This is a genomic window from Methylicorpusculum oleiharenae, assembly GCF_009828925.2.
GTDB lineage: Bacteria > Pseudomonadota > Gammaproteobacteria > Methylococcales > Methylomonadaceae > Methylicorpusculum > Methylicorpusculum oleiharenae.
In genome coordinates, this window is record NZ_WUTY02000001.1 from 3,372,899 (window position 1) to 3,397,521 (window position 24,623).

Genomic DNA, 24,623 nt, shown 5'->3' on the forward strand with positions numbered 1-24,623 from the left:
TTCCTTCAATGTCGGTACCTTACTGGCGATTGTCAGGATTTTATTTTTTCTATTTTGCGACGCTGGGCGGCTTTTTGCCGTATTGGAGCCTCTACCTTAAATCTCTCGGCTTCAATCCCGGTGAAATTGGAGAACTTTCGGCTTTTTTGGTAGGCACAAAGATCATTGCTCCCAATATTTGGGGCTGGATTGCAGATTACACCGGTAAAAGTTTAAGGATTATCCGTATAGCGTGTTTTTTATCGGCGTGCTTGTTTGCTGCTTTCCTCTGGGTGCGCGGCTATTTTTGGTTTGCCGCAATTACGGTTGCTTTCAGTTTTTTCTGGAATGCGGCCCTGCCTCAGTTTGAAGCGGCAACCTTGTTTCATCTCAAATCCGAACGGCATCGTTACAGTGAAATCCGGCTGTGGGGATCGGTTGGCTTTATCGCGACGGTCGTTTTTATGGGCTGGTTACTGGATAGCCTGACGATTGAAATATTGCCGCAAGTCATTACCGTATTGCTGATCGTCCTTTGGTTGGCGGCATTGATTACACCGGAGGCTAAGGCCACAGTGGGTGAACGGGGCACGGTCAGAATCTCGCATTTATTGATGAAACCGGAAATAATCGCTTTTTTTACAGTTTATCTTCTGATTCAGCTTGCGCATGGCCCTTATTATGTATTTTTCTCCCTCTTTCTGAAGAGTCATGGTTATTCATCAACGATGACCGGGGTGCTCTGGTCCTTAGGCGTAGTGGCAGAAATCATTTTATTCCTGTTCATGCGAAAGATACTGGCTCGCTTTAGTTTGCGCAAAATTTTACTGACCAGCCTAGTGTTGAGCATCGTTCGCTGGAATATGATTGCTTATTTTCCGGATCACATCGGTCTGTTGATCGGGGCCCAAGTGCTACATGCCGCCACTTTTGGCGCGACTCATGTGGCGGCCATTCATCTGGTTGATCATTATTTCGGACACCAGCATCAAGGCAAAGGTCAGGCTTTATACAGCAGCATGAGTTTTGGCTTGGGGGGTATGCTGGGCAGTTTATACAGCGGATATTTATGGGAATCCTGGGGACCTGAACGGGTCTATGCGTTGGCCGCAGTCAGTTGTGCCATTGCTCTGATCATCGCTTATGTCTGGGTGGGCCGGAATAATGCGCAGGAAGCCCTTGTGCAGAGTTAAACAAAGTCAAAAGTTGTATCAGGTTTTTATAGTGTATTGAACCTGGATATATTTGAGACAACGATTTTTGTAAAATACACCCTCCAAGTAAGTTCGCTGCTTGATAGAAATTAAATATTTTGTTCCTAAGGAAATAGTGTGATCGAGTTAATTAAAAGCGGTGGGTGGCTGATGCTGCCAATCATTCTTTGTTCAATAGCCGCAATGGCCATTATCGGAGAACGGTTCTGGTCATTACGCAAAAACAAAATTCTGCCTCCTGAATTGATTCCTCAAATCTGGAAGCTGCACCGGGACCGCAAACTGGACAGTAACGCCATACGCAGCCTTAAAGTGAGTTCGCCATTAGGTGCGGTCTTGGCGGCCGGGCTTGCCAACAGCGCACATGGACGGGAAATGATGCGCGTCAGTATCGAGGAGGTGGGCAGGCAAGTCGTTCATGAGTTGGAACGTTTTCTAAATACATTGGGTACCATTGCATCCATTGCACCTTTGCTGGGATTGCTGGGGACTGTGGTCGGGATGATAAAGGTTTTCTCCGCCATCATGTTACATGGTGTAGGTGACCCGGGTATTCTCGCAGGGGGTATATCCGAGGCCTTGATCACGACCGCTGCGGGTTTGACAGTAGCGATCCCCAGTCTGATTTTTCACCGCTATTTTGAGCGATTGGTCGAAGAATACGTTTTGAATATGGAAGAGGAAGCTTTAAGGCTGATTGATATTATTCACGGTGACCGCGAGGAAATGAAATGAACTTTCACCGTAAGAAAAGAGAGAAGCTGGAAATATCGATCACGCCAATGATTGACGTGGTATTTCTGTTGCTGATTTTTTTTATGGTGACCACCACGTTCAATAAAGAATCAGCACTCAATATCAAATTACCTCAGGCTGAAGGTGAGGAGCCTGAACAGCAACTCAAAGTTATAAACCTAACCATTGATGCTCAGGGCACTTATTATCTGTCAGGCGACGATGGCTTACCCCGTGAGCTGGTTAATCAGAAGAGAGAAACATTGAAAGGGGAATTGCAAAAGCTCGCGGTAGTTTCAATCAATTTGCCGTTTGTCATCAATGCCGATGCAAAAACGCCACATGAAGCAGTCATCAGAGCGTTGGATATTGCCGGACAGGTGGGTTTTAAACGCATTACTTTCGCTGCAATAAAGACGCAAAGTCCATGAATTTAAAAAAAATTGGCGCTTCCGTGCTGGATTTCATCTGGTACAAGGATGACTTGTTTGGTCTGATTATGATGCCGCTGGGCTTTATTTATCGGGATATAGCCAGATTCAGACGCTTTTTGTATCGCATTGGCCTGCTTAAAACACACAAATTAGCGGTGCCGGTCGTTATCGTTGGCAATCTGACAGTGGGCGGTACCGGTAAAACACCCTTGATTATCTGGATGGCGCAATGGCTCCAGCAAAACGGATACCGGCCGGGAATTATCAGCCGCGGTTACGGCGGACGATCAGAATCGTGGCCGCAAATCGTTGGCCTCAATTCGGATGCGCGTCTGGTTGGAGATGAGCCGGTTTTGCTGGCCAAGCATAGCGGTTGCCCGGTTGCAGTAGGACCTGATCGTGTCGCAACGGCCAGGCTGCTGCTTGAAAATTCTGCCTGTACCATCATTTTATCTGACGATGGCTTGCAGCATTACGCCTTGGCCAGAGCTATTGAAATTGTGGTGATCGACGGCGAAAGACGGTTTGGTAACGGTTATTGCCTGCCAGCAGGACCTTTGAGGGAATCGCAAGACCGATTGAGCGAAGTCGACTTGGTTGTCGTCAATGGCGTCAAATCTGATGAAGCTCATTTTAACATGCGGGTGGCCGGCGATGTTGCTGTGAATCTGGTCTCAGGTGCAAAGGTTCCACTAGCTGATTTCTCCGCTTCACCCTGCTATGCTGTTGCCGGTATCGGCAATCCGGCCCGGTTTTTTAACATGCTCACTAACAAGGGCGTTACACCTATTCCCCGCAAATTTCCTGATCATTATCAATACAGCCCCAAGGATTTGCCCAATGACGGTAAGCCGGTGCTGATGACCGAAAAAGATGCGGTCAAATGCCAGGCCTTTGCAAAGGATAACTACTGGTATGTGCCGGTAACGGCAAATCTTGAACCGGATTTTGCCAAACGTTTTTTACATTTACTCGGAGAGAAACATCATGGATAAAAAGCTGCTTGAAATTTTAGCCAGTCCTGTCAGCAAAGGACCGTTGATTTATGACAAAGATAAGCAGGAACTCATTTCGATTGCCGATCGCCTGGCATTTCCGATTCGTGACGGCATTCCTGTCATGCTTGAAGATGAGGCTAGGGTGTTGACCCAAGAAGAAGCAGAAGCCTTGCGCAAATGAGTCCGGCGTTTAAAGTTGTCATTCCTGCCCGTTACGGTTCTACCCGTTTACCGGGAAAGCCGCTGCTGCCCATTGCCGGTAAACCGATGATTGTGCATGTATGCGAACGGGCGCAGGAAGCCGGTGCGGATGAGGTGCTGGTTGCAACCGATGACACGCGTATTGCAGAGGCAGTCACTCGTTTGGGTATCAAAGCCGTGATGACACGTCCCGATCATCAAAGCGGAACTGAGCGTATTGCCGAAGTCGCCACATTGGCCGGGTGGTCAGGGGATACCCTTATCGTCAATCTTCAAGGCGATGAACCGCTGATTCCCCCTCAATACATTCGTGACGCAGCTTATGCTTTAGCCGCACAGAATCATGCCGGTATTGCAACGCTGGCGGCACGGATTGACTGCATCGACGAAATCTTCAATCCCAATTCGGTTAAAGTCGTTCTCGATAAAGCAGGTTATGCCTTGTATTTTAGCCGGGCTCCCATTCCCTGGGACCGTAAGCATTTTGGAGAGGATTCTAAATCGGTGCCAGTTGATGGTCTTTATCACCGTCATATCGGTTTGTATGCGTATACGGTTGATTTTCTGAACCGGTATTGTAAGTGGGAGGCTTCACCCCTTGAGGCGATAGAATCTTTGGAACAATTAAGAATTTTATGGCACGGAGATGCCATATTGGTAAAAGCTGTCGATAAAACTCCAGAAGCCGGCGTTGATACCGAAGCTGATTTGCTGCGCGTTGAAAAAGCACTTTTACTTCGGTTGTTTGATCAGTTTTGAGGGTGGGGGCGGGGCGTATCGCCGCTCAAGTAATTTGTCGATTTTAACCGTCAGGCTCTCCACCGCCTTGATGGTTAGATCGATATTAGGTCCTTTAGATTCCGAGATGATCTGATCCACTAATTGACCGTCGCTGACCCGGATCAGGTTTCCCATCAAATAAGCGAACAAGAAGCTGGGTTTGTGTAATCTGCCGACCAAAATATAATCTGCGTCAAAATTCTTTCCCAGCTCTGCAGCAAGATCGGCATGATCAAACAGGTAGCCTTCGCCACCATTTGCGGCATGTTGAGCCGTCAAAGGAATCTCGATTATCCGGTAGCCCGCGGAGCGCAATTCACGTTCCAGCAAGGGTTTGATCAACGCGGTGCGTTTCACTTCGGCAGGGATGCCGGGTGCTAGCGTCAAGTCCTTCAATTCGAAATCCAGGATGGCGATACGCGTTTCGGCGGCCAGATTAAAACTTATAAAACATAAACAGATAATAAGTAATCGCATGATTCATAGCGCTCGTTAAAGTTTGATTGTTGGCTTGATCGTAGCACAGTCTATCACCAGACCCGATTGGGAATCGTGTTTGTTCCGTCAAGCCCTGGCACACACCCAGACATCGACACGATGAACGCCCGATTTTTTTAGCGCTTTGGCTAATTCTGATACGGTAGTGCCGGTCGTCATGACATCGTCAACAATAGCAACATGGTTGAAAGGTAGTTTCTTTTTCACTGCAAAAGCGTTGAGCATATTTTTTTTCCTTTGTTTTGCACTCAGCTCAGTCTGGTGTCCGGTACTGCGCTGACGGATGATGCTGTCCAGGTCAACGGGGATATCCATGCGTTTGGCTATTGTTTTCGCTATTTCTATGGCTTGATTAAAACCTCTTTCGCGGTAACGCTCACTATGCAAAGGCACCGGAATCAGGCATTCGGGTATTTCGACAATAGTCAAAAATTGTTCAGCCATCAGTTGACCGATCAATCTGGCATGTTTGAGTTGTCCGCCGAACTTGAGCGTGGTGAGCAAATAGCGAATGGCACCGGTGTAGACAAAAACGGCATGCGTTTCGTCGAAATAAGGGGTTTTATTTAAGCAGGCGCCGCATAACATAGGGGCTGTTGACGTTTCTTCAAATAACGCACCGCAACGGTAACAACACTCCGTTGCTCGAATCAGTCCGCTCTCGCAGTACAGGCAAAGGTCTTTTTCACTTTGCCCTGGATGACCACATAAGATACAAGTAGGCGGAAACAGGTAATTCTGTATAATAATACTCCAGTTGTTTACCATTTTAATGATGTGAAGTTGACAGGATTGCTCAACTTGACCCCATCAATAATAATTAATTGGCCGGAGATTAACAGAATGTCTGCAAACCCTGCAATACGCCCATTTGTTCCTGAACTATCGCTACGCCATGATTGGCATCTGGATGAAGTTCAGGCGCTATTTGATTTGCCTTTCAACGATTTGATTTATCAAGCGCAGACTGTCCACCGTGCCAATTTTGATCCAAACGAAGTTCAAATCAGCAGTTTGTTAAGCATCAAAACCGGTGCCTGTTCCGAAGATTGCGGTTATTGCCCGCAGAGTGCAAGGTATGATTCCAATCTTAAAGCGGAAGCCTTAATGCCGGTTGATGAAGTGTTGCAGGCAGCCCAGCGAGCCAAGGACGATGGTGCTTCCCGTTTTTGCATGGGCGCGGCCTGGCGGCAACCCAAAGATAAGGATATCGAACGTGTTGTTGAAATGATAAAAGGCGTCAAGGCTCTGGGAATGGAGACTTGTGTGACGCTGGGTATGTTGACCGATAAACAAACCGAAGAATTAAAAGCGGGCGGTCTGGATTATTACAATCATAATCTGGACACTTCGGAAGATTATTATTCAGAAGTCATCACGACAAGAACCTATCAGGACCGGCTCGATACACTGGCAAGAGTGAGAGACGCCGGTATCAATGTCTGTTGCGGCGGCATTATCGGTATGGGAGAAGGCCAGCAAGACAGAGCCAAGCTGCTGATCGAACTGGCTAATTTGCCAAAACATCCTGAGAGTGTGCCCATCAATATGCTGGTTCAGGTGCAAGGTACGCCATTGATGGGTACAGAATCATTGGATCCTCTGGTTTTTGTCAGAACCATTGCCGTTGCGCGGATCATGATGCCCAAATCCCGCGTGCGCTTGTCGGCGGGACGAAAGGAAATGAGTGATGAAATGCAGGCGCTGTGTTTTCTCGGCGGCGCCAATTCCATTTTTTATGGCGATAAATTATTGACGACTGATAATCCAATGACCCATCAGGATTTAACGTTATTCAAACGCTTGGGACTTCATTCGGGTGGATCAAGTCACGCTCAATGACACTCCCTTTTTCCGGATTAACTGATCAGCTCGAAAGCATTCATCAGGACGGTCTTTACCGTTCTCGGCGGGTGCTGGACTCCGGGCAGGGTGTTCATTTGGTCTTGAAGGGTCAGCCGTTTATTAATTTCTGCAGTAACGATTATCTGGGTCTCGCCAGTCATCCTGATATTGCCAAAGCCTTTAAACAAGGGGTCGACCGTTACGGAGTGGGCAGCGGTTCTGCGCATCTGATATGCGGTCACAGCCTTGCACATCATGCGCTTGAAGAAGAATTGGCCGATTTTACCGGCCGTTCTCGTGCGCTTTTGTTTTCAACCGGCTATATGGCCAACATGGGCCTGATCTCGGCATTGGTCGGACCTAGCGATACCGTGCTGGAAGATCGATTAAATCATGCTTCTTTACTGGATGGCGGCTTGTTATCGGGCGCCCGATTTAAACGTTACACTCATGCGGATACTGAACATTTAAACCGCCAGCTGGAAATGTCAGCGGGCAAGGCTTTGGTCGTGACGGACGGTGTATTCAGTATGGACGGGGATTTTGCTCCGCTGGCTGGTCTGGCAAAAGTCACCCACAAAAAAAATGCCTGGCTTATGGTCGATGATGCTCATGGACTGGGCGTAATCGGGGCTAATGGAGGCGGCGTGCTGGAACATTATGGGCTCGGTCAGCATGAAGTGCCGGTATTGGTCGGCACGCTGGGTAAGGCTTTCGGCACATTTGGCGCTTTTGTTGCCGGTTCCGAGGCGCTGATTGAAACGTTGATTCAAAAATCAAGAACGTATATCTACACCACGGCGACACCACCGGCTTTGGCAGAGGCGACTCGCGCCAGTTTGAAAATCATCATTGCTGAGACCTGGCGGCGTGAAAAGCTAAAAATGCTAATCAAACGTTTTCAACGCGGTGCCGGACAAATAGGTCTGGCGATAAAGCCGAATGAATCGCCCATTCAACCCGTCCTGATCGGCGACAGTCATAAAGCCAGTCATGTCAGCCGGCAACTTGAGCAAGCCGGTTATTTAGTCAGCGCCATTCGTCCTCCGACTGTACCTAAAGGCTCGGCGCGGCTTCGAATCACGTTTTCAGCGCTGCATGAAGAGCAGCATATCGATCAACTTCTTGATGCCTTGAGCCATACCGATTTATGACATTACATGTGGAAACCTACGGTCAGGGTCTGCCTCTGGTTATGGTTCACGGCTGGGCCATGCATACCGGGATCTGGCGATCGTTTGCCCGCCGTTTGGCTGCACATTATCGGGTGTACTGTGTGGATTTGCCGGGTCATGGATTAAGCCGGCATTGTGAGCAATTCTCGTTGCCGCGCATTTGTGAATCATTAGCACAACAATTGCCGAAACAGCCATATGTCTGGTTAGGCTGGTCGCTGGGCGGTATGGTCTCTGTTGAAATGGCGCGCCTGTTTCCTGACAGAGTCCAGGCTATTGTATTGCTGGCGAGCAACCCTTGTTTTGTAGTGAAGACCGACTGGCCAGGTATTAAAGAGCCGGTTTTGGAGAGCTTTGCCGAACAGTTGAGTCTTGATTGCCAGGCCACATTGCTGAGATTTTTATCGCTGCAAATCAATGGGCTTGAGAATTTCAAAGCATTATCAAAAACCATGAAAGCGGCTGTAAAAGAAACCGATTCACCTGAACCGTATATTTTGCAACAAGGGCTTACGATGTTAAAAAACGAGGATTTAAGGCCTGCAATAAGAGATTTTAAAATGCCAATGGCTGCAATATTCGGTGATAGAGACTCTTTAGTACCGGTCAGTGTAGGTCCGGCTTTACAAGTGCTCAATCCTTCCATCACGGTTAATGTGTTGAACAAAGCGGCTCACGCGCCTTTTTTGTCGCATGAAACGGATCTTTTGGAATTGATTACTGATTTTGTGAATTAACGATGAGTGCTGTTTTTGATCTGGACAAGCAAAAAATCAAGACTTCTTTTGGCAATGCGAGTCTGTCTTATGACAGTGCTGCCAGATTGCAACAGCAGGTTGGACTTCATTTAGTTAATCAATACGCAGGCAATGGATTATCCGGGTTAATTTTGGATGTCGGTTGTGGAACCGGATTTTTGACGGAGCGCCTTTTACAATTTTCAGCACTAGAAACCATCATCGCACTGGATATTGCTCAACCCATGTTACATCAGGCGCGCTTAAGACTGGTTGATCATTCCCGCGTGGCGTATGTATGCGCAGATGCAGAGTCTTTGCCGTTCGTGGACCAGCAATTTGATTCAATAGTCTCAAATCTTGCTTTGCAATGGTGCAACCTGAATAGTGAAACTTTTTTCAGTTTTAAAAAACTGGTAAAACCCGGAGGCCAGTTGATTTTTTCAACCTTTGGCCCTCAAACACTCAGCGAGTTAAAGCTTGCCTGGAAAGCGGTGGACGATTTCCGGCATGTTAATGAATTTGCTGTGCAAGATGATTTATTTCAGGCGTTAACTGAGGCAGGATCAAAAAAAATTCAGATTGAAACCGTTGTCTATAAATCTGCGTATGAATCGGCGCTGGAATTAATGGCCGAATTAAAATGCTTGGGTGCGCACAACGTTGCTCAAGACAGAAAGAGACGGTTAACAACAAAAAGTGAATTGCAAAAACTGTTGGCTGCTTATCCGAGAATAAGCGAAGTGCCCGGTGTTTTTGCTACGTTTGAAGTTATTTATGTGGTGGCCTCTTTTTAAATGAGCAAACAAAACTTTTTTATTACCGGAACCGATACCGGTGCCGGTAAGACCTGGTCAACTGCTGCGTTAATGCATCATTTTAAAATGAAAGGTAATACGGTGATCGGCATGAAGCCAGTCGCCTCGGGTTGCGAGGAGATTTCAGGCAAACTCAGAAACGAGGATGCCTTGTTACTTCATGAACTTGCGTCTGTTCCTGTGTCCTATGAGCTGATTAATCCTTATGCATTTAGAGAGCCTGTTGCACCGCATTTGGCGGCGAATGGCCAGTTAATTGATATCGGTTTGATACATGCAAACTATAAACACTTACAGACTCTGGCCGATGTGGTTTTAATCGAAGGAGCGGGCGGTTGGCTGGTTCCTTTGGGCAAGAATCAGGATTGGAGTGACCTGGTCTTGCGCCTTAACATTCCCGTTATCATCGTTGTGGCTTTAAAATTGGGGTGCATCAACCATGCTCGTCTGACTCACAAAGTTATCACCGATGCGGAGATTCCCTGTGCAGGCTGGATAGCGGCCTGTGTTGATGAGACCATGCTGCGGCCGGAAGAAACACTGCAAACACTGGTTTCATGGATTAGCGCGCCCTTACTGGGAGTATTTCCTTTTCAGAAAAATCCTGATTTTGCTCAATTGGCCAAAGCGATGATAATTTCCCTATAAAAAGTAATTGAAATTAGGCTTAAAATTATCCATACTTAATTTGTGGTTTTAAGATAACAATAACACTGAGGGGAGCTACTATGAGTTTGATTAACTGGACTGCAGATCAGTACGGAACAAACGTAGGATTTGCTGATGAAGAACACCAAATCCTGTTTGGTAAGTTGAATAAATTATACGACTTGGCTACTGGCGGGGCTGAGCGCTCAGCAATTGGAGGGCAGTTGGATGACTTGATTGCCTATGTGGTGGGCCATTTTGCTCACGAAGAAAAAGAAATGGCTGCGGCCCAATTTTCCGGCATAGAGGCCCATAAAGCAGAACATCAGGCTCTGGTCGCCACATGCGCCGATTTACAGAAAAAATTTCATGCCGGCGAGGCTGATGTAACCGAAGAAGTCGGTCAAATGGTGAAAGGCTGGCTGGATAGTCACATTCCCACTTTCGATAGAGGGTATTCCTCTGTATTGAGTTAAGTATTACAAACAGATGATTAATTTAGCCCGTGATGGAAACATCACGGGCTTTTTTTTGTCTGAAAGCCAATTCGGGAAAAGCTCTTCTGGCTTAGTGTCGTTTCATGGGTTAAAATTCTTAAGTTATTTAACCCTTTAAAATGGAGCAGACGGACGTGCTCAATCTAAAATTCAATCAATAAAATGCATACAAGAGTTTCTAACTACCTACCTGGAGGCTGCTCCGTGAAGAAAGCAAAGCAACTGATCGCATGTGTGATTCTAATGGCAATGGGCCTTGAATCTGCGCACGCGGCATACGACCTTAATTTGATGCAAGGGGTAACTCAGATCAGTCATGATGTGTATGATTTGCACATGCTGATTCTGTGGATTTGCGTATTTATCGGAATTGCCGTGTTTGGGGCCATGTTTTATTCGATTTACTATCATCGTAAATCGAGAGGACATGTCGCATCCCAATTCCATGAAAGCACAAAGATAGAGATCTTGTGGACGATTATTCCTACGCTGATTCTTGTTGGCATGGCAATACCAGCCACCAAGACCATGATGGAACTGAATGATGTGCAGGATGCCGATATGTCCATCAAAGTGACGGGCTGGCAATGGAAATGGGAATATGAATATCTTGACACGGGCGTGCATTTTTTTAGCAGTCTGGATGAAGCCAGTAATAGAGCCAGACAATTGGGTTCAGGCATAGATCCTAGATCAGTTCCTCATTACCTGCTTAACGTCGATCACCCTCTGGTAATCCCGGTTAAGAAGAAAATCCGTTTTCTTTTTACAGCAGCCGATGTTTTGCACTCCTGGTGGGTGCCCGATTTAGGCTGGAAAAAAGATACGATTCCCGGTTTTATCAATGAGGCCTGGACGTATGTCGAAAAACCAGGCACTTACCGTGGGCAATGTACAGAACTGTGCGGAAAAGACCATGGCTTTATGCCTATCGTAGTGATTGCAATGGAGCAGGCCGATTACGATAACTGGGTGGCAGAGCAAAAAGGTCTGGTTGCAGAGACCAATGCTGCGGCTGAAAAAGAATGGTCAAAAGACGAACTTATCGCCAAGGGTGAGGCGGTTTATCAAAATAACTGCGCTTCTTGCCATATGGCGGACGGAGCAGGTATGGCCGGAGCATTTCCTGCTTTGACCGGAAGCAAACTGGTCAATGGTGACATCAACAGTCAGATTGATCTGGTTTACAAAGGTAAAGGAATGATGCCAGCGTTTGGTCAAATGTTGAGTGAAGTCGACTTCGCAGCCGTCATTACCTATACCCGTAATGCTCTTGGCAATGCAGTAGGTGATTCAGTCCAACCATCAGCCATTAAATCATTGAAATCATCGGCGCCTGCGCAAACTGATGATAAAGACGAGGATGATCAAGACGAAGGAAACACGTAGTGTTTTGAACAAGCTGTTTGCTTTGTTTGAATTCAAATCTTTTTTACAAAAATAGAGGTAACACAATGTCAGCGGTAGTCACTGAACATGATGATCATCATGAGCATGATCATGATCACGGCCCCAGTAAAGGCCTTTTAAGATGGTTAATAACCACCAACCATAAAGATATCGGAACACTTTATCTGTTGTTTGCACTGGCAATGTTTTTTGTTGGTGGAGCCATGGCATTGGTTATCCGTGCCGAATTGTTTGAACCCGGTTTGCAGTTTGTGCAACCTCAGTTTTTCAATTCCATGACGACCATGCATGCACTGGTCATGGTATTCGGTGCGGTAATGCCTGCGTTTGTGGGGCTTGCTAACTGGATGATTCCCATGATGATTGGCGCCCCGGATATGGCGTTGCCAAGAATGAACAACATGAGTTTCTGGTTGCTGGTTGCCGGTGTTTTGATGCTGGCCAGCACGTTATTCATGGAAGGCGGCGCGCCGGCATCCGGCTGGACTTTGTATCCTCCTTTGGTTTTACAAACCGGTGCCGCGTTACCGTTTGCAATCTTCTCGGTGCATTTGCTGGGTATTTCGTCGATCATGGGCGCGATTAACATTATCGCAACCATTTTTAACATGCGCGCTCCAGCGATGACCTTGATGAAAATGCCGCTTTTCGTCTGGACCTGGCTGATTACCGCGTTTTTACTGATTGCGATCATGCCTGTGTTTGCCGGTGCGGTAACCATGCTGTTAACTGATCGATTCTTCGGCACCAGCTTTTTTGATGCTGCAGGCGGCGGTGATCCGGTTCTGTATCAACATATTTTCTGGTTTTTCGGTCATCCTGAAGTTTATGTCATGATTTTGCCGACTTTTGGTGTTGCATCCACAATCATTCCGGTGTTTGCACGCAAACCTTTGTTCGGTTACAGCTCTATGGTTTATGCGACTGCAGCCATTGCTTTCCTGTCATTTATCGTATGGGCTCACCACATGTTTACTGTGGGCATGCCGATAGCCGGTGAGTTGTACTTTATGTATGCCACCATGCTGATTGCGATTCCCACCGGTGTAAAAGTGTTCAACTGGACGGCCACGATGTGGAAAGGGTCCATGACCTTTGAAACACCGATGTTGTTTTCAATTGCCTTCGTGGTGTTATTTACGATGGGTGGATTTACCGGTTTGATGATGTCTGTTGCACCTTCAGACTTTCAGTACCATGACACCTATTTTATTGTTGCTCATTTTCATTACACATTGGTACCCGCTTCCATATTTATCTTGATGGCGGCCGGTTACTTTTGGCTGCCCAAATGGACCGGCCACATGTATGACGAAAAAATCGGTAAACTGCATTTCTGGTTATCCGCCATCTCTGTCAATATTCTGTTCTTTCCTCAGCATTTCCTGGGCTTGGCTGGTATGCCAAGACGTATTCCGGATTATGCCGTGCAATTTGCGGATTGGAATATGGTATCGAGTATTGGTGCGTTCATTTTCGGCTTCAGCCAATTGCTGTTCCTTTGGGTTGTTATTAAAACCATTAAAGGTGGAACCGGCGAAGCAGTAACGGACGAGGTTTGGGAAGATGCAAGAAAGCACGGCCTAGAATGGACATTGCCTTCTCCACCGCCTTACCATACGTTTACTACACCACCGGAAATAGTTCCAACTGAGCATTTTTAACAAAGCCTGATGCAGGCAACTTGGAGAAGCGCTGAATAATGCGGCGCTTCCCAACAAGGCCATGGATTAGATGATCTATCCGTGGCCCATTCAGAGTTTAAATACTGAACACTGCATTAAACGTGCTAAATGCATAAATATTCGGGAAATTCATGACGACCAAGAGCAAAAACATTTTAACGGCACTGGTTTTGACAGCTTTCGTTGTTGCTGTCTATGTGTTTGCCGTAATGAGAGCAATTGCAGAATGAGTGAGGGCGTAGATTCAAAAAACCGTAAATTAGTTACAAAGCTGGCGCTTATTGCGATTGCCATGTTTGGTTTTGGTTATGCACTGGTCCCGATTTACGATGTGTTTTGCGACATCACTGGATTGAACGGCAAGACCAACACTGACGCAGTCCTGGAAACTCAATATCAAGTCGACAAATCCAGAGAAATCAAAGTTGAGTTTGTGACCTCGGTCAATAAGTCGGCGCCTATGACTTTTCGTGCCGAAAGCAACAAGATTGTGGTTCATCCAGGCCAGTTTTACACGGTTAATTTTTATGCTGAAAATCTGACTGACAAAAAAATGCTGGCACAGGCCATTCCCAGTGTTTCACCCGGATTGGCATCGGAATATTTTAAAAAAACCGAATGTTTTTGTTTTACGGAACAGGTTTTTGACCCCGGAGAGGGCAAGACAATGCCGGTTCGATTCGTTGTTGAGCCGGGTCTGCCTGAACAGTACAAAACGATTACACTTTCTTACACTTTTTTTGATAATACTGATAAATCAGTAAAAAACTAACAACAGGGGAAGGCTATGTCCACAACTGCTTATTACATACCGCATAAAGCTACGTGGCCTATCATAGGCACGGGCGGACTTATGTTAACTTTGGCAGGTTTTGCCAATTTCTTGAATGGATCATCCATCGGTTCAACCATGATGATCATGGGATTCATGACGTTTATTGTTATGTTGGCCGGTTGGTTCAGCTTGCAGGCAACGGAAAGCGAGTCCGGCATGTACAGTACTCAGGTCGGTATTTCTTACCGCATGGGCATGATGTGGTTTATTTTTTCAGAGATTATGTTTTTTGCCGTTTTCTTCGGCACATTGTGGTATACCAGAAATTTGTCAGTACCCTGGCTGGGAGGCTTGGGCGACGGTCCTGGTCGTTCGTCACACTTGTTGTGGGAAAATTTTACAGCGCAGTGGCCGACAAACGGTCCCGGTGAAATCGGTGGTGAATTTGAACCTATGGGTGCATGGGGTTTGCCTTTACTGAATACATTGATCCTGCTGACCAGCGGTGTCACGTGTACATGGGCTCATCATGGCCTTTTAGCTCAAAAACGTGATCAGCTGATTAAAGGCTTGATTGCAACCGTAGCACTTGGATTTATGTTCGTTGCATTTCAGGCTATTGAGTACCATGAAGCCTACACTGAAATGGGCTTGACTCTCGGCTCGGGCATTTACGGTTCAACTTTCTTCATGTTGACCGGTTTTCACGGTTTTCACGTCTGCGTGGGCGCCATTATCCTGTCAGTTGTTCTGTTTCGCAGCTGGAGAGGTCATTTTAAGCCGGAAAACCATTTTGCATTCGAAGCAGCCGCCTGGTATTGGCATTTTGTTGACGTCGTTTGGTTAGGTTTATTTGTGTTTGTCTATTTACTCTAAAGTAACAGCAACACAGTAATTAAAGCGCTGCTTTACGCAGCGCTTTTTTTTTGTAGCGGCCTGACTTTTCAGAGGGTTGGGAAGAGTGCGTCAATATTATAAAGAGCAATCGCCCGGATCTCGTTCTTACTGCTTAATTTCTTCCTGGTTTGTTTTATTATGCAGTCTTGCGCCAATGCCATGGGGCTCAATAAGTCCTGTAACCACAGCGATAAATATAAAAATAAACAATAAGACTGATAGAGTAATTCTTACCGTCAACGCATTAACTGTTTTTGTGGAATTTTCCTCAGTGCGTTTTACTAAATGAAAGAGAGCTGAGCCTAAGCTTAAGATGATGCCTATAAATGCGATGCCGATAAGAATTTTGATAATCATAAATTATATGTGTAAACGTCAAAAACAAGGATATTCTCAGTTATTCAATCCGTCTTGCCAATAGAGTATTAAAAAAACAATGAACAGAAAGATTCGTGTAAAAGGCTTTTACATTAAATCGGTTCCATTAATCGCTTATCTTTGTTTTTTGGTCTTATTGCTGTCGCTGGGTAATTGGCAATTAACGCGGTCTAAAGAAAAAGCCCTCTATATCTCTGAATTAAACCGGAATGCTGATCTACCTAAAATCCCGTTAACAGCTGATTTGATTGAGACAGCCAAGTCATTGCGGTTTCAAGCAGTTGAAGTTACCGGGCATTACGATGATCAACATCAGTTTTTACTGGATAACCAGGTTCGTCATGGTAAGGTAGGCTATTTTGTCATGACCCCTTTTTATCTGAACGGTTCAACGCTTTCTATTTTAGTGAATAGAGGATGGGTTCCTGCAAATCCGGATAGAAATCAGTTGCCTGATATCACCGTGCATGAAAATCAAATGACTATTACCGGTAGAATTAATCATTTCCCCGGTTTGGGCGTAAAACTGAAAGGTGCGGAAATTCCTACGGATACCTGGCCATCGGTGGTGCAGTTGATTGACTCGCTGGTTTTGGCAAAAAAGATTAATCGGCCTTTAGCGGATTTTCAGATTGAATTGCAGCCTGAATCTCCAGATGGCTATGAGCGGTCGTGGCATATTTCTGTAGAAATAACGCCGGAAAAACACATTGCTTATGCCATCCAATGGTTCGGATTGGCCGTGACACTCACCGTTTTATTTGTTTGGTACAGCTTAAAAAAATCTAATGAATAATCAACAAAAGAGAAATCAACGACTGATACTCGCCATTTTTGGCATGTCGGTCATCCCTTTTATTATTGCCTGGTATCTGGCCAAGCATCCTGAAACTGTGGCCGGCAGAACCAATTACGGTGAACTGATCATTCCACCCATCACGACTGAAAGAACTGATTTGACCGGATTTGATCAGTTCTCCAGTGACAACCTGAATGAGCTTAAAGGTCGCTGGGCCATGATTAATCTGATTCCGACATCCGATTGCAATCTTGACTGTAAAGAATCGATATTCAAATCAAAACAATTACTACTGATGATGGGCAAGGATTTAACTAGAATCCGAAGAGCTGTCATGGTCTTTGAAGGGGTTACCGTTGATACACAGGGCGCCTGGTGGTCTGAAGATAGCCGGTTATTGAAAGTGAAACCGAATCAAGCGCTGCAAAAAAAAGTAGAAGCATTAAAGCAGGGCAAAGTACCTCATGGCATGTTGATATTAATGGATCCGCTTGGAAATCTGATGATGCACTATCAATCCGGGTTTGATCCTTACAAGGTCAAGAGCGACCTTAGGAAACTTCTCAGCATTTCACAAATTGGATAGACGATGTTTAGAAAAATTACATTTCTGTGTTTTTTTATCGCTTTGCTGCTCGTGTTATTCGGCACTTATGAACGGCTATCTGATGCCGGTTTAGGTTGCCCGGAAGGACCAGGTTGTCACAGTCAGCTGGTAAATCCAGATGATCTTGATTTTCAACAACAATTACCAGTCAATGAGCCCGTTCAAGGGCATGAGATTATTAAAGTCTGGAAAGAATTGGGGCATTTCTACCTTTCCGGCATAGTGTCAGTATTGGCCGTTATTTTATTCCTCAGCGCATGGTTTCAGACCCGGCATAAGCTATCGGCAGTTTTGGGAGCAAGCGGCATTCTGCTGCTGGTGACATTGCAAACGTTTACCGGCTTGATTAACTTGGGTCTTAATGTAATGCCGGAAATCGCCAGCGCTCATTTAGTGCTGGGTTTTTTTACCGTTTGGATGCTGTTTTGGCTGTGTTTAAAAACACATCCTGATCTAGAAAAATCAGAAATTTCCGGATTCTCAAGTGCTTACTTTTTGAGTACCTTCGGTATCCTATTGTTGCTGCTACTCATCCTGTCCGGCATCTGGGTAACCGGCACCGGCTCCGGGATGGCTTGCTCCGGTTTCCCTCATTGCAATGGGAAATGGTGGCCTGAAGCGGATTACAAAGTGCTATTGCAAGTACTTGGCGGAATGTCTGCCGGTAATGAAGCTCAAGTCGCGATTAATTGGTTACATCGGATGACCGCTCTGATCAGTTTTATTGTCTTGAGTAGCGCTGTCGGAGCGGCAAGCACTTCAAATAACGCTAAAAGAGTACGCATTGCGAGCCTGAGTCTGGCTGTTCTTTTATTGCTGCAAATGATGGCCGCAGCCTTTATGGTGATTGCAAACCTGCCTTTATGGGCGGTTTCAATGCACAGCAATCTGGCCTTTTTACTCATGTTGCCGCTGCTCGCCATCCGTTTATACAGCCGCTATGAATTTAAAGGCGAAACTGATCTTGTGCAGCCAAAATTAGCCCCTGTGGGCGAACACAAAGCGCCACCGGTCAGAGTTGTGCCTTCCGAAGCCATCTACAGAGAGCCGGAGCCGGAATCCCTTTATTCAAGGCTTAAATCACAATTACAGAGAACCCGGACCGGTTTGGGCTCTTTGTTGAATGCGATCCCGATAGGACAGAAAACGATTGATGATGAGGTTCTGGAAGAGATTGAGGCTAATTTGTTGATGGCGGATATGGGCATGGATGTCACCACCTTTATCATCAACAAACTGAATAGCCCGGCTGTTAAGGAACAGATAAAGCAAGGCAGCACGCTATCAGATGTACTAAAACATGAATTATTGACCATTCTGAAACCCTGCTGTGAACCCCTGGTTATTCCCAAGCAAGAAAAGCCTTTTGTGATATTGGTTGTAGGGGTAAACGGTGCTGGTAAAACAACGACCATCGGCAAGATGGCAAAGAGGCTTCAAGCTCAAGGTCATAGTGTCATGTTGGCCGCAGGGGATACCTTCAGAGCTGCGGCAGTCGAACAGCTTCAAACCTGGGGCGAACGTAATAAAATTCATGTTGTCGCGCAGCATACCGGAGCCGATTCGGCATCCGTCATTTTTGACGGTTTACAATCGGCACAGGCTAAAGGCGTTGACGTATTGATTGCCGATACTGCAGGCCGGCTGCATACAAAATCCAATTTGATGGATGAATTAAAAAAAGTAAAACGGATTATGACTAAACTTGATGAGGACGCCCCTCACGAAGTGCTGCTGGTTTTGGATGCAGGCACAGGGCAAAATGCGTTGTCACAAGCACGGCAATTCAATGAGACGGTAAAATTATCCGGCATTGCTTTGACAAAACTCGATGGGACTGCGAAAGGCGGAATCATCTTTGCTCTAGCCAAACAGCATGCTATTCCGATCCGCTATATTGGCATTGGTGAAGGCATTGATGATTTGCAGGATTTCGATGCAGAAAAATTTGTCGATGCCCTATTTCTGACTGATAACTGACTATGTTGAAATTTGATCATGTCTGCAAGCGTTACCCTGAAGTGGGTGACGTCTTGTCAGATGTAACTTTTCATTTAAAGCCCGGTGAATTTGCATTTCTTACAGGGCACTCAGGTGCAGGAAAAAGCACCCTGTTGAAATTGATCGCACTGATGGAGCGATGCAACCGGGGTAATGTGCTGCTGGACGGACAAAATTTGAACAAAGCCAAAAACAGGCACATCCCTTATATAAGAAGGAAATTAGGTCTGATTTTTCAGGATTTCAAATTGCTCAATGACAGAACTGTTTTTGATAATGTGGCTTTACCTTTAGTTATAGCCGGACATGGCCATCAGGAAATCAGCCGTCGTGTTCGTGCGTCACTGGATAAAGTCGGTTTATTGGGTAAAGAGAAAAAATACCCTCTCACCTTGTCAGGGGGTGAGCAACAGCGGGTCGGTATCGCGCGAGCGGTGGTTAACAAGCCGCCGTTGATATTGGCCGACGAACCAACGGGTAACCTCGATCCTGAGCTTTCTGCAGAAATAATGAAATTATTTGAGGATTTTCAGCAAGTAGGCGTGACTATATTGATAGCCACTCATGACATTCCACTGGTCAAAAAAATGGGTCATCGCGTATTAAAGCTGGATCATGGCCGCATGGTGGCGAGCTGAGACATGAGAAAAGAGTATTACCGAAAAACTAAAGCGCCGGTTCGAAAAAAAAGTCTGGCGTCCAGTCTGGGCGATAAATTACATGCTTATATGGATATTCATGCCCATGCTTTTTTTTCCAGTCTGGGGCGCTTGGTTAGATCGCCGTTTTCATCCATCATGACCATTGCAGTCATGTCCATTGCCATTGCTTTATCGGCCGGGTTTTATTTGTTCGTGGCAAATATTCAGCAACTAACCGACAGTTTTGAAGACAGTAATCACCTGTCCGTATTTTTGAAAGAACAAGTCAGTGATCAAACGGGTGCAAAATTAGCAGAGACCCTGCGCAAACATGGCAATATTCAAGACACAAAGTTGATATCCAGAGCCCAAGCATTAACGGAATTTCGTGAATACAGCGGCTTTGGAGCTGCCATTGATGCATTGGACAAAAATCCTTTACCTGCTGTAATTCAGGTGATGCCTTCGTCTGAATCAATGACGCAGCAACAATTGGAACAACTTCGTAATACCCTTTCACAACTGCCTGAAGTGGATCAGGTTCAGCTGGATTTGGAGTGGGTCAAACGATTGCAGTCCATCTTGGCATTGGCTGAGCGAGGCGTCACGTTATTGAGCACAATATTCGGCATGGGCGTCCTGTTTATTACCGGCAATACCATTCGTCTTGAATTACACAATCGCCGCGAAGAAGTCATCATCGCCAAGCTGGTCGGCGCTACAGACCGCTTTATCAGCCGGCCTTTTCTTTATACCGGATTTTGGCTGGGTTTATTATCCGGAATAACAGCCTGGCTTATTGTGACGGTGATGATGATGGTATTACAGACACCCGTAGATGAACTGTCCAAGCTCTATGACGGCATATTTAACGTCCTCTATCTGGGATTTACAGAGGTTATCGTTCTTTTTGGGATATCCACTTTATTAGGGGTCTCAGGAGCATGGTTAGTCCTGGTTTATCAGCTCAGGCAGTTAAATCCGGAATAATCCTTTTTTAACCGGCTATTTTTTACTGTATTGTTGCCGCCATCTGGCGAATTTTATTGATGTTTTCCCGTTTTTATGGAGATGTCCTGGCTTTTTAGGCGGCTCTATTTGTATTAATTGTTGTTCAGGCTGGGATTGCCAACCCAGATGGCATGGATGTCAATGGCAGGAGCATGTCCTTGTATTCTGAATCCCGACAGTCCCCTACATGTAGTTTCTTGATTTCATAATCGGCATTTCTTGCACTTATTCACCATTTTCATCTCAGATTAACTGATTTTATAAATTCAGTTTTTCTCACATTAATTGCACCTATCTTTTAGTCTTCTCACATTAAGTGATTTTATCGATCAGAATTTCCCACATTATTTGATTCTATCTGACGCCCAAGCTGAGACCTCAGTTTTTATAAAATACCGAGTTTATGAATCTCTTTATTGAATTCATCAACCCTGGCCGCTGGCAATTGCCCATTGAAATACGCCCGGATTTCACTTTTCCGGGCATTCAAATGTTCGCATAAAGCCATTGTGTTATAGCCCTGCCGGGCTAATTTAGGTTCCAAGGTATTTAAATCTGGCGATAACACGGCTTCTATAATCTCGACATTGACTGGTTTTGTCCCTGTGGTGGCTCCCTTTATTAAAGCGAGCGTCAGGTAATGGCAGATTTGTAACGGGGTAATTAATCGTTCCGCTAATAGATTAATGGCATCCGGTGCAACGATGTCATGAATTGGCGTTTTAGGCTTGCTACACTGCTCCAATACCCATTCGATATACCGCTGTTTCTGTTGTCCCCAACTGTCCAGGCTAAACAATTTGGCTCGGGCGCCGATTTCTTCCATGGCCGGCCTGTTGAGGTCATTACCCAGTTTCGGGTGACCCACCATGATAATGGTCAATGTACCTTTAGCGTCCTCAATCGTTTCTATTAACTGTTTTAAGCCAATTAACGTCCGCCAATGAAGATCGTGGGCGCCATCTATAAAGAAGGCGATCGGTTTGTTAATTTTACGGATCAATTCCTGAAGTTTCCTTTCCCTGATTTCAGCTTGGGTTGGCACCTTAAATTCTTTCGCCGTCGGCAAGTCGGCAAACAACGCGGTATATAAGGTGTTGATATTGACGCGGGGTTTATCGGTTGCCAACGATTTGGCAACGATAACCTGGTTCTTCTTTTTCAGGCTATCCTGGAAATGCCTGATAATGGTCGTCTTACCGACTCCGACAATGCCGGTCAGGGCGATTATTCCCCCTGATAAGACCGCGATTTCAAGACTGCCCAATACGCCTTTAAAAGCTTCCGTCTCAAAGTAATCTGTTTTATCGAAGTCCTTCACTAAGCCATAGTATTGCATCATTTCACCATACATTAGTCGCCTCCCGAGCGCTCAACCGAGCTTAAAGTAAAATACGCACGAACTTTTTCCAGTACTGCTTTCTTATCCAGCGATTCATCGAGGATAGTATTGATCGCTGCCATTTGCAGATCGGTCAATCGGGACAACGGCTTGCCCAGATAGTCGGCAATGGCCGTCTTCGCATCCAGCTTGTTTTTAAACGTGGCCGTTTGCAGGAAAGGGTTATCATCAAACGGGGTGGAATTCGGTTTTTCCAGGTGCAGGATATTGGCTTGGGTCAACAGAGCTTGATCACTGCTTTTGCTGTCGGATAACGCGGAACTCGGCAGGCTGATGGCTTTGGCCAGTTGCCCAATCCGATCTGCCTTAACTTCAACGCTGCTCTTTTTGTGTTTACGGAACTTGCCGAAGGGAATGGGGCCTTCCTCCGGATAAAAAGGCCCCTGTTTTTCGTTATTAAACTCGACATAGAGCTCATTATCGAACAGCCCCCAGAGCAGGGTGACTTCCTGTCCCGCCATCTCATGGCTCAATTGATAGCGAATACCGTCAATACCAACACAGCCGTTGCTGTCCGCTTTGCGCTGTTCAGGCTCGCGGGCAAAGGTGCGAAAACGCTCCCAGCTGCACATTTCCCGGAAACCTTGCGACGGCAGGTTAAGCAGCCAATCGTCCAGCCTGGAATGATCTTCATGCCGGTGATCCATAGCGTTATATTCCTGTAAATACTTGTGTAACCAGGCGTTGGCTTCTTCCAGTGATTCCGGCTGCTGGAGATGATACAGGGTTTCCAAGGAGCATTTAATGGTCAGAAACGAGCGTTCAACCTTACCCTTTGAGCGCGCGGTAGTGCGGCGGCCATCACTGCCCTTTGGCATATGCACCCTCACTTCAACGCCAAGTTGCTTCATGACCCATAGAAAGACGCGGCTTTTCGAGACCGGGCCGGCATCCATGTAAATAACCGCAGGGATACCCTGGAACGGGCAGTTCTTGTCTTTCTTGGGGGACATTGCATTAAACAGGAACAGGAGCGCGGTCATCGCATCTTCACCTTTGACCAGATGATATTCTTGATAACAAAACCCGCTTCGGTCATCGGTGACACCGGCCAAGGCCATATAGTGTGAATCACCTTTTGACTCTGTATTTGCAAATGCCGGTTTTTTAAAGTCTGACGGCGAGAAATCAAATTGCCAGCATTCGTTACTGTGAACGGCCTGGAAGGGCGTCCAGGGTGGCTCGATGGCCAAGGTGCGTTTGTCATAACCCCATTGTTTTAAATAACGGCTAACCGTGCTAAGTTTGAGCAATCCGGGTTCAACCTTAATGAGTCCTTCCGAGGTTTCAATGCCATGTTTGGTCAGAAGGTTGATACAGGCTCTGGTTGATAAGTGCCGTCCTTTTTTGTTGGTTGTCCGAAGTTTTAGCGCGGCAATCAATTCGCAATAACGCCGCATGTCTGCTTCGGGAATACATCTTGGTTGATTGTAATCGCTGCGCAGTGCTAAATAAGGTAGCTGGTGGTTCCGTAATAACCGGTGAACTGTTGATGCCGAAACCCCAAACGATTCGCAGGTTTCCTCAATGAGTTGTTGGCGTTTGGCGTTTCGTGGGGACAACGCATCCAATTGGTTTTGAAGTGCCATCAGTACTTCAAAAGGGAGACGTTTACGCGGCACGAACCTTTTCCTGTTTAGGCCGGGTGATGCCGTGTTTGCTCATCCAGTTGCGCAAATTGGCAGGGGTAGTGCCATAGCGCTCGGCGATAAAAAACTGGGTCGCACCATTGGCCAGCAAGGCTTCGATTTCGGGGCGGAACGGATCGAGCTTGCTCTTACCGGGCCCTTTGGGACGGCCTAGCGACATTCCGGAGGCTTTCTTTGCGCGTAAGGCTTCTTTCGTACGCTGCGAGATCAAATCCCGTTCGATCTCGGCAGCCATCGAAAACGCCATCGCAATGATCTTGCTTTGGATGCTTTGGTCAAGCCGCCAATTGCCTTTCACCGAATAGACATGGATACCCCGTTCCATGGCAATCGATAAAATTTCCATGCATTCCAACATACTCCGCCCTAACCTGGACATTTCGCTAACGACCAGGCTATCGCCTTTTTTAAGGTCTTCAATGATCTGGGCAATCTTGCGTTTATGCCAGGAGATTTTACCGGAGATCTTTTCTTCAAAGAATTTAACTTGTCCCAGGTTATAGTGATTGGCCAGCGTCAAAATATCCGCTTTGTTTTTCTCTACATCCTGGTCTGCGGTCGATACCCTCAGATAACCAATAGTCTGTGCCATCATCTTACCAAAACACCTTTAAAATTATTAAGGGTAAAGTAAACCCTAAAAACAATCTTTATAATAACCAAAATAAGATTGAAAACACAGTGCTTTTCTTTAACAAAAGCAGTCAGTAAAAACGAACGTTTTTAATGTTGTTTTTGACACCAACCATATTTTGAAAATGCCGGATAAATTCATTTAAAGTGAGAAAATCCGCCTGATAAAATCACCT

The 24,623-nt window shown here is 46.0% G+C and carries 27 protein-coding genes; 21 read left to right on the forward strand and 6 right to left on the reverse strand.

Features of this window, described 5'->3' with window-relative positions:
• Positions 1-8 precede the first annotated feature (8 nt).
• The 6 genes from GO003_RS15265 (at position 9) to kdsB (ending at position 4,320) form a co-directional block, all read left to right on the forward strand.
• A complete protein-coding gene (locus tag GO003_RS15265) occupies positions 9-1,172 on the forward strand; it encodes an MFS transporter (protein WP_159657586.1) in 1,164 nt (387 codons plus the stop codon).
• 138 nt (positions 1,173-1,310) lie between these two features.
• Positions 1,311-1,928 carry a MotA/TolQ/ExbB proton channel family protein gene (locus tag GO003_RS15270; protein WP_159657584.1) on the forward strand — a complete coding sequence of 206 codons (618 nt, stop codon included), beginning with the start codon at positions 1,311-1,313 and terminating at the stop codon, positions 1,926-1,928.
• The gene (locus GO003_RS15275) at positions 1,925-2,359 is read left to right on the forward strand and encodes an ExbD/TolR family protein (RefSeq protein ID WP_159657582.1); all 435 of its coding nucleotides are present in this window, start codon (positions 1,925-1,927) and stop codon (positions 2,357-2,359) included. Before GO003_RS15270 ends, GO003_RS15275 begins: the two co-directional genes overlap by 4 nt.
• Complete coding sequence (gene lpxK, locus GO003_RS15280; RefSeq protein ID WP_159657580.1) at positions 2,356-3,357, forward strand: tetraacyldisaccharide 4'-kinase; 1,002 nt, start codon at positions 2,356-2,358, stop codon at positions 3,355-3,357. The genes GO003_RS15275 and lpxK overlap by 4 nt, the downstream gene beginning before the upstream one ends.
• On the forward strand, positions 3,350-3,541 hold the full coding sequence (locus GO003_RS15285) for a Trm112 family protein (RefSeq protein ID WP_159657578.1): 192 nt from the start codon (positions 3,350-3,352) through the stop codon (positions 3,539-3,541). Before lpxK ends, GO003_RS15285 begins: the two co-directional genes overlap by 8 nt.
• The gene (kdsB, locus tag GO003_RS15290; protein WP_159657576.1) at positions 3,538-4,320 is read left to right on the forward strand and encodes a 3-deoxy-manno-octulosonate cytidylyltransferase; all 783 of its coding nucleotides are present in this window, start codon (positions 3,538-3,540) and stop codon (positions 4,318-4,320) included. Before GO003_RS15285 ends, kdsB begins: the two co-directional genes overlap by 4 nt.
• On the opposite strand, the gene GO003_RS15295 is transcribed toward kdsB, so the two are convergent.
• Positions 4,294-4,818, reverse strand: coding sequence for a DUF2380 domain-containing protein (locus GO003_RS15295; RefSeq protein ID WP_159657574.1), 525 nt, complete (start codon positions 4,816-4,818; stop codon positions 4,294-4,296). The two genes, kdsB and GO003_RS15295, sit on opposite strands and share 27 nt — an antisense overlap.
• Before the next feature lie 87 nt (positions 4,819-4,905).
• Entirely contained in the window at positions 4,906-5,607 is a 702-nt protein-coding gene (locus GO003_RS15300) for a ComF family protein (RefSeq protein WP_159657572.1), read from the reverse strand.
• A gap of 75 nt (positions 5,608-5,682) precedes the next feature.
• On the opposite strand from GO003_RS15300, the gene bioB reads away from it, so the two are divergent.
• The 10 genes from bioB to GO003_RS15350 all read left to right on the forward strand — a co-directional run bounded on the left by bioB (position 5,683) and on the right by GO003_RS15350 (position 15,305).
• Entirely contained in the window at positions 5,683-6,681 is a 999-nt protein-coding gene (bioB, locus tag GO003_RS15305) for a biotin synthase BioB (RefSeq protein ID WP_159657570.1), read from the forward strand.
• Positions 6,678-7,838 (forward strand): 8-amino-7-oxononanoate synthase, encoded by a 1,161-nt coding sequence (gene bioF / locus GO003_RS15310; protein WP_159657568.1) that lies wholly within the window; start codon positions 6,678-6,680, stop codon positions 7,836-7,838. Before bioB ends, bioF begins: the two co-directional genes overlap by 4 nt.
• Positions 7,835-8,596, forward strand: coding sequence for a pimeloyl-ACP methyl ester esterase BioH (gene bioH / locus GO003_RS15315; protein ID WP_159657567.1), 762 nt, complete (start codon positions 7,835-7,837; stop codon positions 8,594-8,596). Before bioF ends, bioH begins: the two co-directional genes overlap by 4 nt.
• Before the next feature lie 2 nt (positions 8,597-8,598).
• The gene (bioC, locus tag GO003_RS15320) at positions 8,599-9,393 is read left to right on the forward strand and encodes a malonyl-ACP O-methyltransferase BioC (protein ID WP_159657565.1); all 795 of its coding nucleotides are present in this window, start codon (positions 8,599-8,601) and stop codon (positions 9,391-9,393) included.
• Complete coding sequence (bioD, locus tag GO003_RS15325; protein WP_159657563.1) at positions 9,394-10,062, forward strand: dethiobiotin synthase; 669 nt, start codon at positions 9,394-9,396, stop codon at positions 10,060-10,062. It abuts the gene before it with no gap.
• 80 nt (positions 10,063-10,142) lie between these two features.
• Complete coding sequence (locus GO003_RS15330; protein WP_159657561.1) at positions 10,143-10,538, forward strand: bacteriohemerythrin; 396 nt, start codon at positions 10,143-10,145, stop codon at positions 10,536-10,538.
• 225 nt (positions 10,539-10,763) lie between these two features.
• Positions 10,764-11,948, forward strand: a complete 1,185-nt coding sequence (gene coxB, locus GO003_RS15335) for a cytochrome c oxidase subunit II (protein WP_159657559.1) — start codon at positions 10,764-10,766, stop codon at positions 11,946-11,948.
• 65 nt (positions 11,949-12,013) lie between these two features.
• Positions 12,014-13,633, forward strand: a complete 1,620-nt coding sequence (gene ctaD / locus GO003_RS15340) for a cytochrome c oxidase subunit I (protein ID WP_159657557.1) — start codon at positions 12,014-12,016, stop codon at positions 13,631-13,633.
• Between the two features lie 247 nt (positions 13,634-13,880).
• Positions 13,881-14,426 (forward strand): cytochrome c oxidase assembly protein, encoded by a 546-nt coding sequence (locus tag GO003_RS15345; protein WP_159657555.1) that lies wholly within the window; start codon positions 13,881-13,883, stop codon positions 14,424-14,426.
• 15 nt (positions 14,427-14,441) lie between these two features.
• Positions 14,442-15,305 (forward strand): cytochrome c oxidase subunit 3, encoded by an 864-nt coding sequence (locus GO003_RS15350; RefSeq protein ID WP_159657553.1) that lies wholly within the window; start codon positions 14,442-14,444, stop codon positions 15,303-15,305.
• A 126-nt stretch (positions 15,306-15,431) separates the two neighbouring features.
• On the opposite strand, the gene GO003_RS15355 is transcribed toward GO003_RS15350, so the two are convergent.
• Complete coding sequence (locus GO003_RS15355) at positions 15,432-15,683, reverse strand: twin transmembrane helix small protein (RefSeq protein WP_159657551.1); 252 nt, start codon at positions 15,681-15,683, stop codon at positions 15,432-15,434.
• Between the two features lie 79 nt (positions 15,684-15,762).
• Here GO003_RS15355 and GO003_RS15360 point away from each other — a divergent pair, with 79 nt between their 5' ends.
• Genes GO003_RS15360 through ftsX form a run of 5 tightly spaced genes read left to right on the forward strand, consistent with a single transcriptional unit; the run spans position 15,763 to position 20,742 of the window.
• A complete protein-coding gene (locus tag GO003_RS15360; RefSeq protein ID WP_159657549.1) occupies positions 15,763-16,500 on the forward strand; it encodes an SURF1 family protein in 738 nt (245 codons plus the stop codon).
• Positions 16,493-17,089 carry a hypothetical protein gene (locus GO003_RS15365; protein WP_159657546.1) on the forward strand — a complete coding sequence of 199 codons (597 nt, stop codon included), beginning with the start codon at positions 16,493-16,495 and terminating at the stop codon, positions 17,087-17,089. Before GO003_RS15360 ends, GO003_RS15365 begins: the two co-directional genes overlap by 8 nt.
• A gap of 3 nt (positions 17,090-17,092) precedes the next feature.
• The gene (ftsY, locus tag GO003_RS15370) at positions 17,093-19,090 is read left to right on the forward strand and encodes a signal recognition particle-docking protein FtsY (RefSeq protein WP_159657544.1); all 1,998 of its coding nucleotides are present in this window, start codon (positions 17,093-17,095) and stop codon (positions 19,088-19,090) included.
• A gap of 2 nt (positions 19,091-19,092) precedes the next feature.
• Positions 19,093-19,749, forward strand: a complete 657-nt coding sequence (ftsE, locus tag GO003_RS15375) for a cell division ATP-binding protein FtsE (protein WP_159657542.1) — start codon at positions 19,093-19,095, stop codon at positions 19,747-19,749.
• Between the two features lie 3 nt (positions 19,750-19,752).
• Positions 19,753-20,742 carry a permease-like cell division protein FtsX gene (gene ftsX, locus GO003_RS15380; RefSeq protein WP_159657540.1) on the forward strand — a complete coding sequence of 330 codons (990 nt, stop codon included), beginning with the start codon at positions 19,753-19,755 and terminating at the stop codon, positions 20,740-20,742.
• 406 nt (positions 20,743-21,148) lie between these two features.
• On the opposite strand, the gene GO003_RS15385 is transcribed toward ftsX, so the two are convergent.
• The 3 genes from GO003_RS15385 to GO003_RS15395 are packed head-to-tail and all read right to left on the reverse strand — an operon-like array spanning position 21,149 to position 24,409.
• A complete protein-coding gene (locus GO003_RS15385) occupies positions 21,149-22,117 on the reverse strand; it encodes an ExeA family protein (protein WP_159657538.1) in 969 nt (322 codons plus the stop codon).
• Entirely contained in the window at positions 22,117-23,754 is a 1,638-nt protein-coding gene (locus tag GO003_RS15390; RefSeq protein WP_206444705.1) for an IS481 family transposase, read from the reverse strand. The genes GO003_RS15385 and GO003_RS15390 overlap by 1 nt, the downstream gene beginning before the upstream one ends.
• 22 nt (positions 23,755-23,776) lie before the next feature.
• On the reverse strand, positions 23,777-24,409 hold the full coding sequence (locus tag GO003_RS15395) for a recombinase family protein (RefSeq protein ID WP_206444703.1): 633 nt from the start codon (positions 24,407-24,409) through the stop codon (positions 23,777-23,779).
• Positions 24,410-24,623 lie beyond the last annotated feature (214 nt).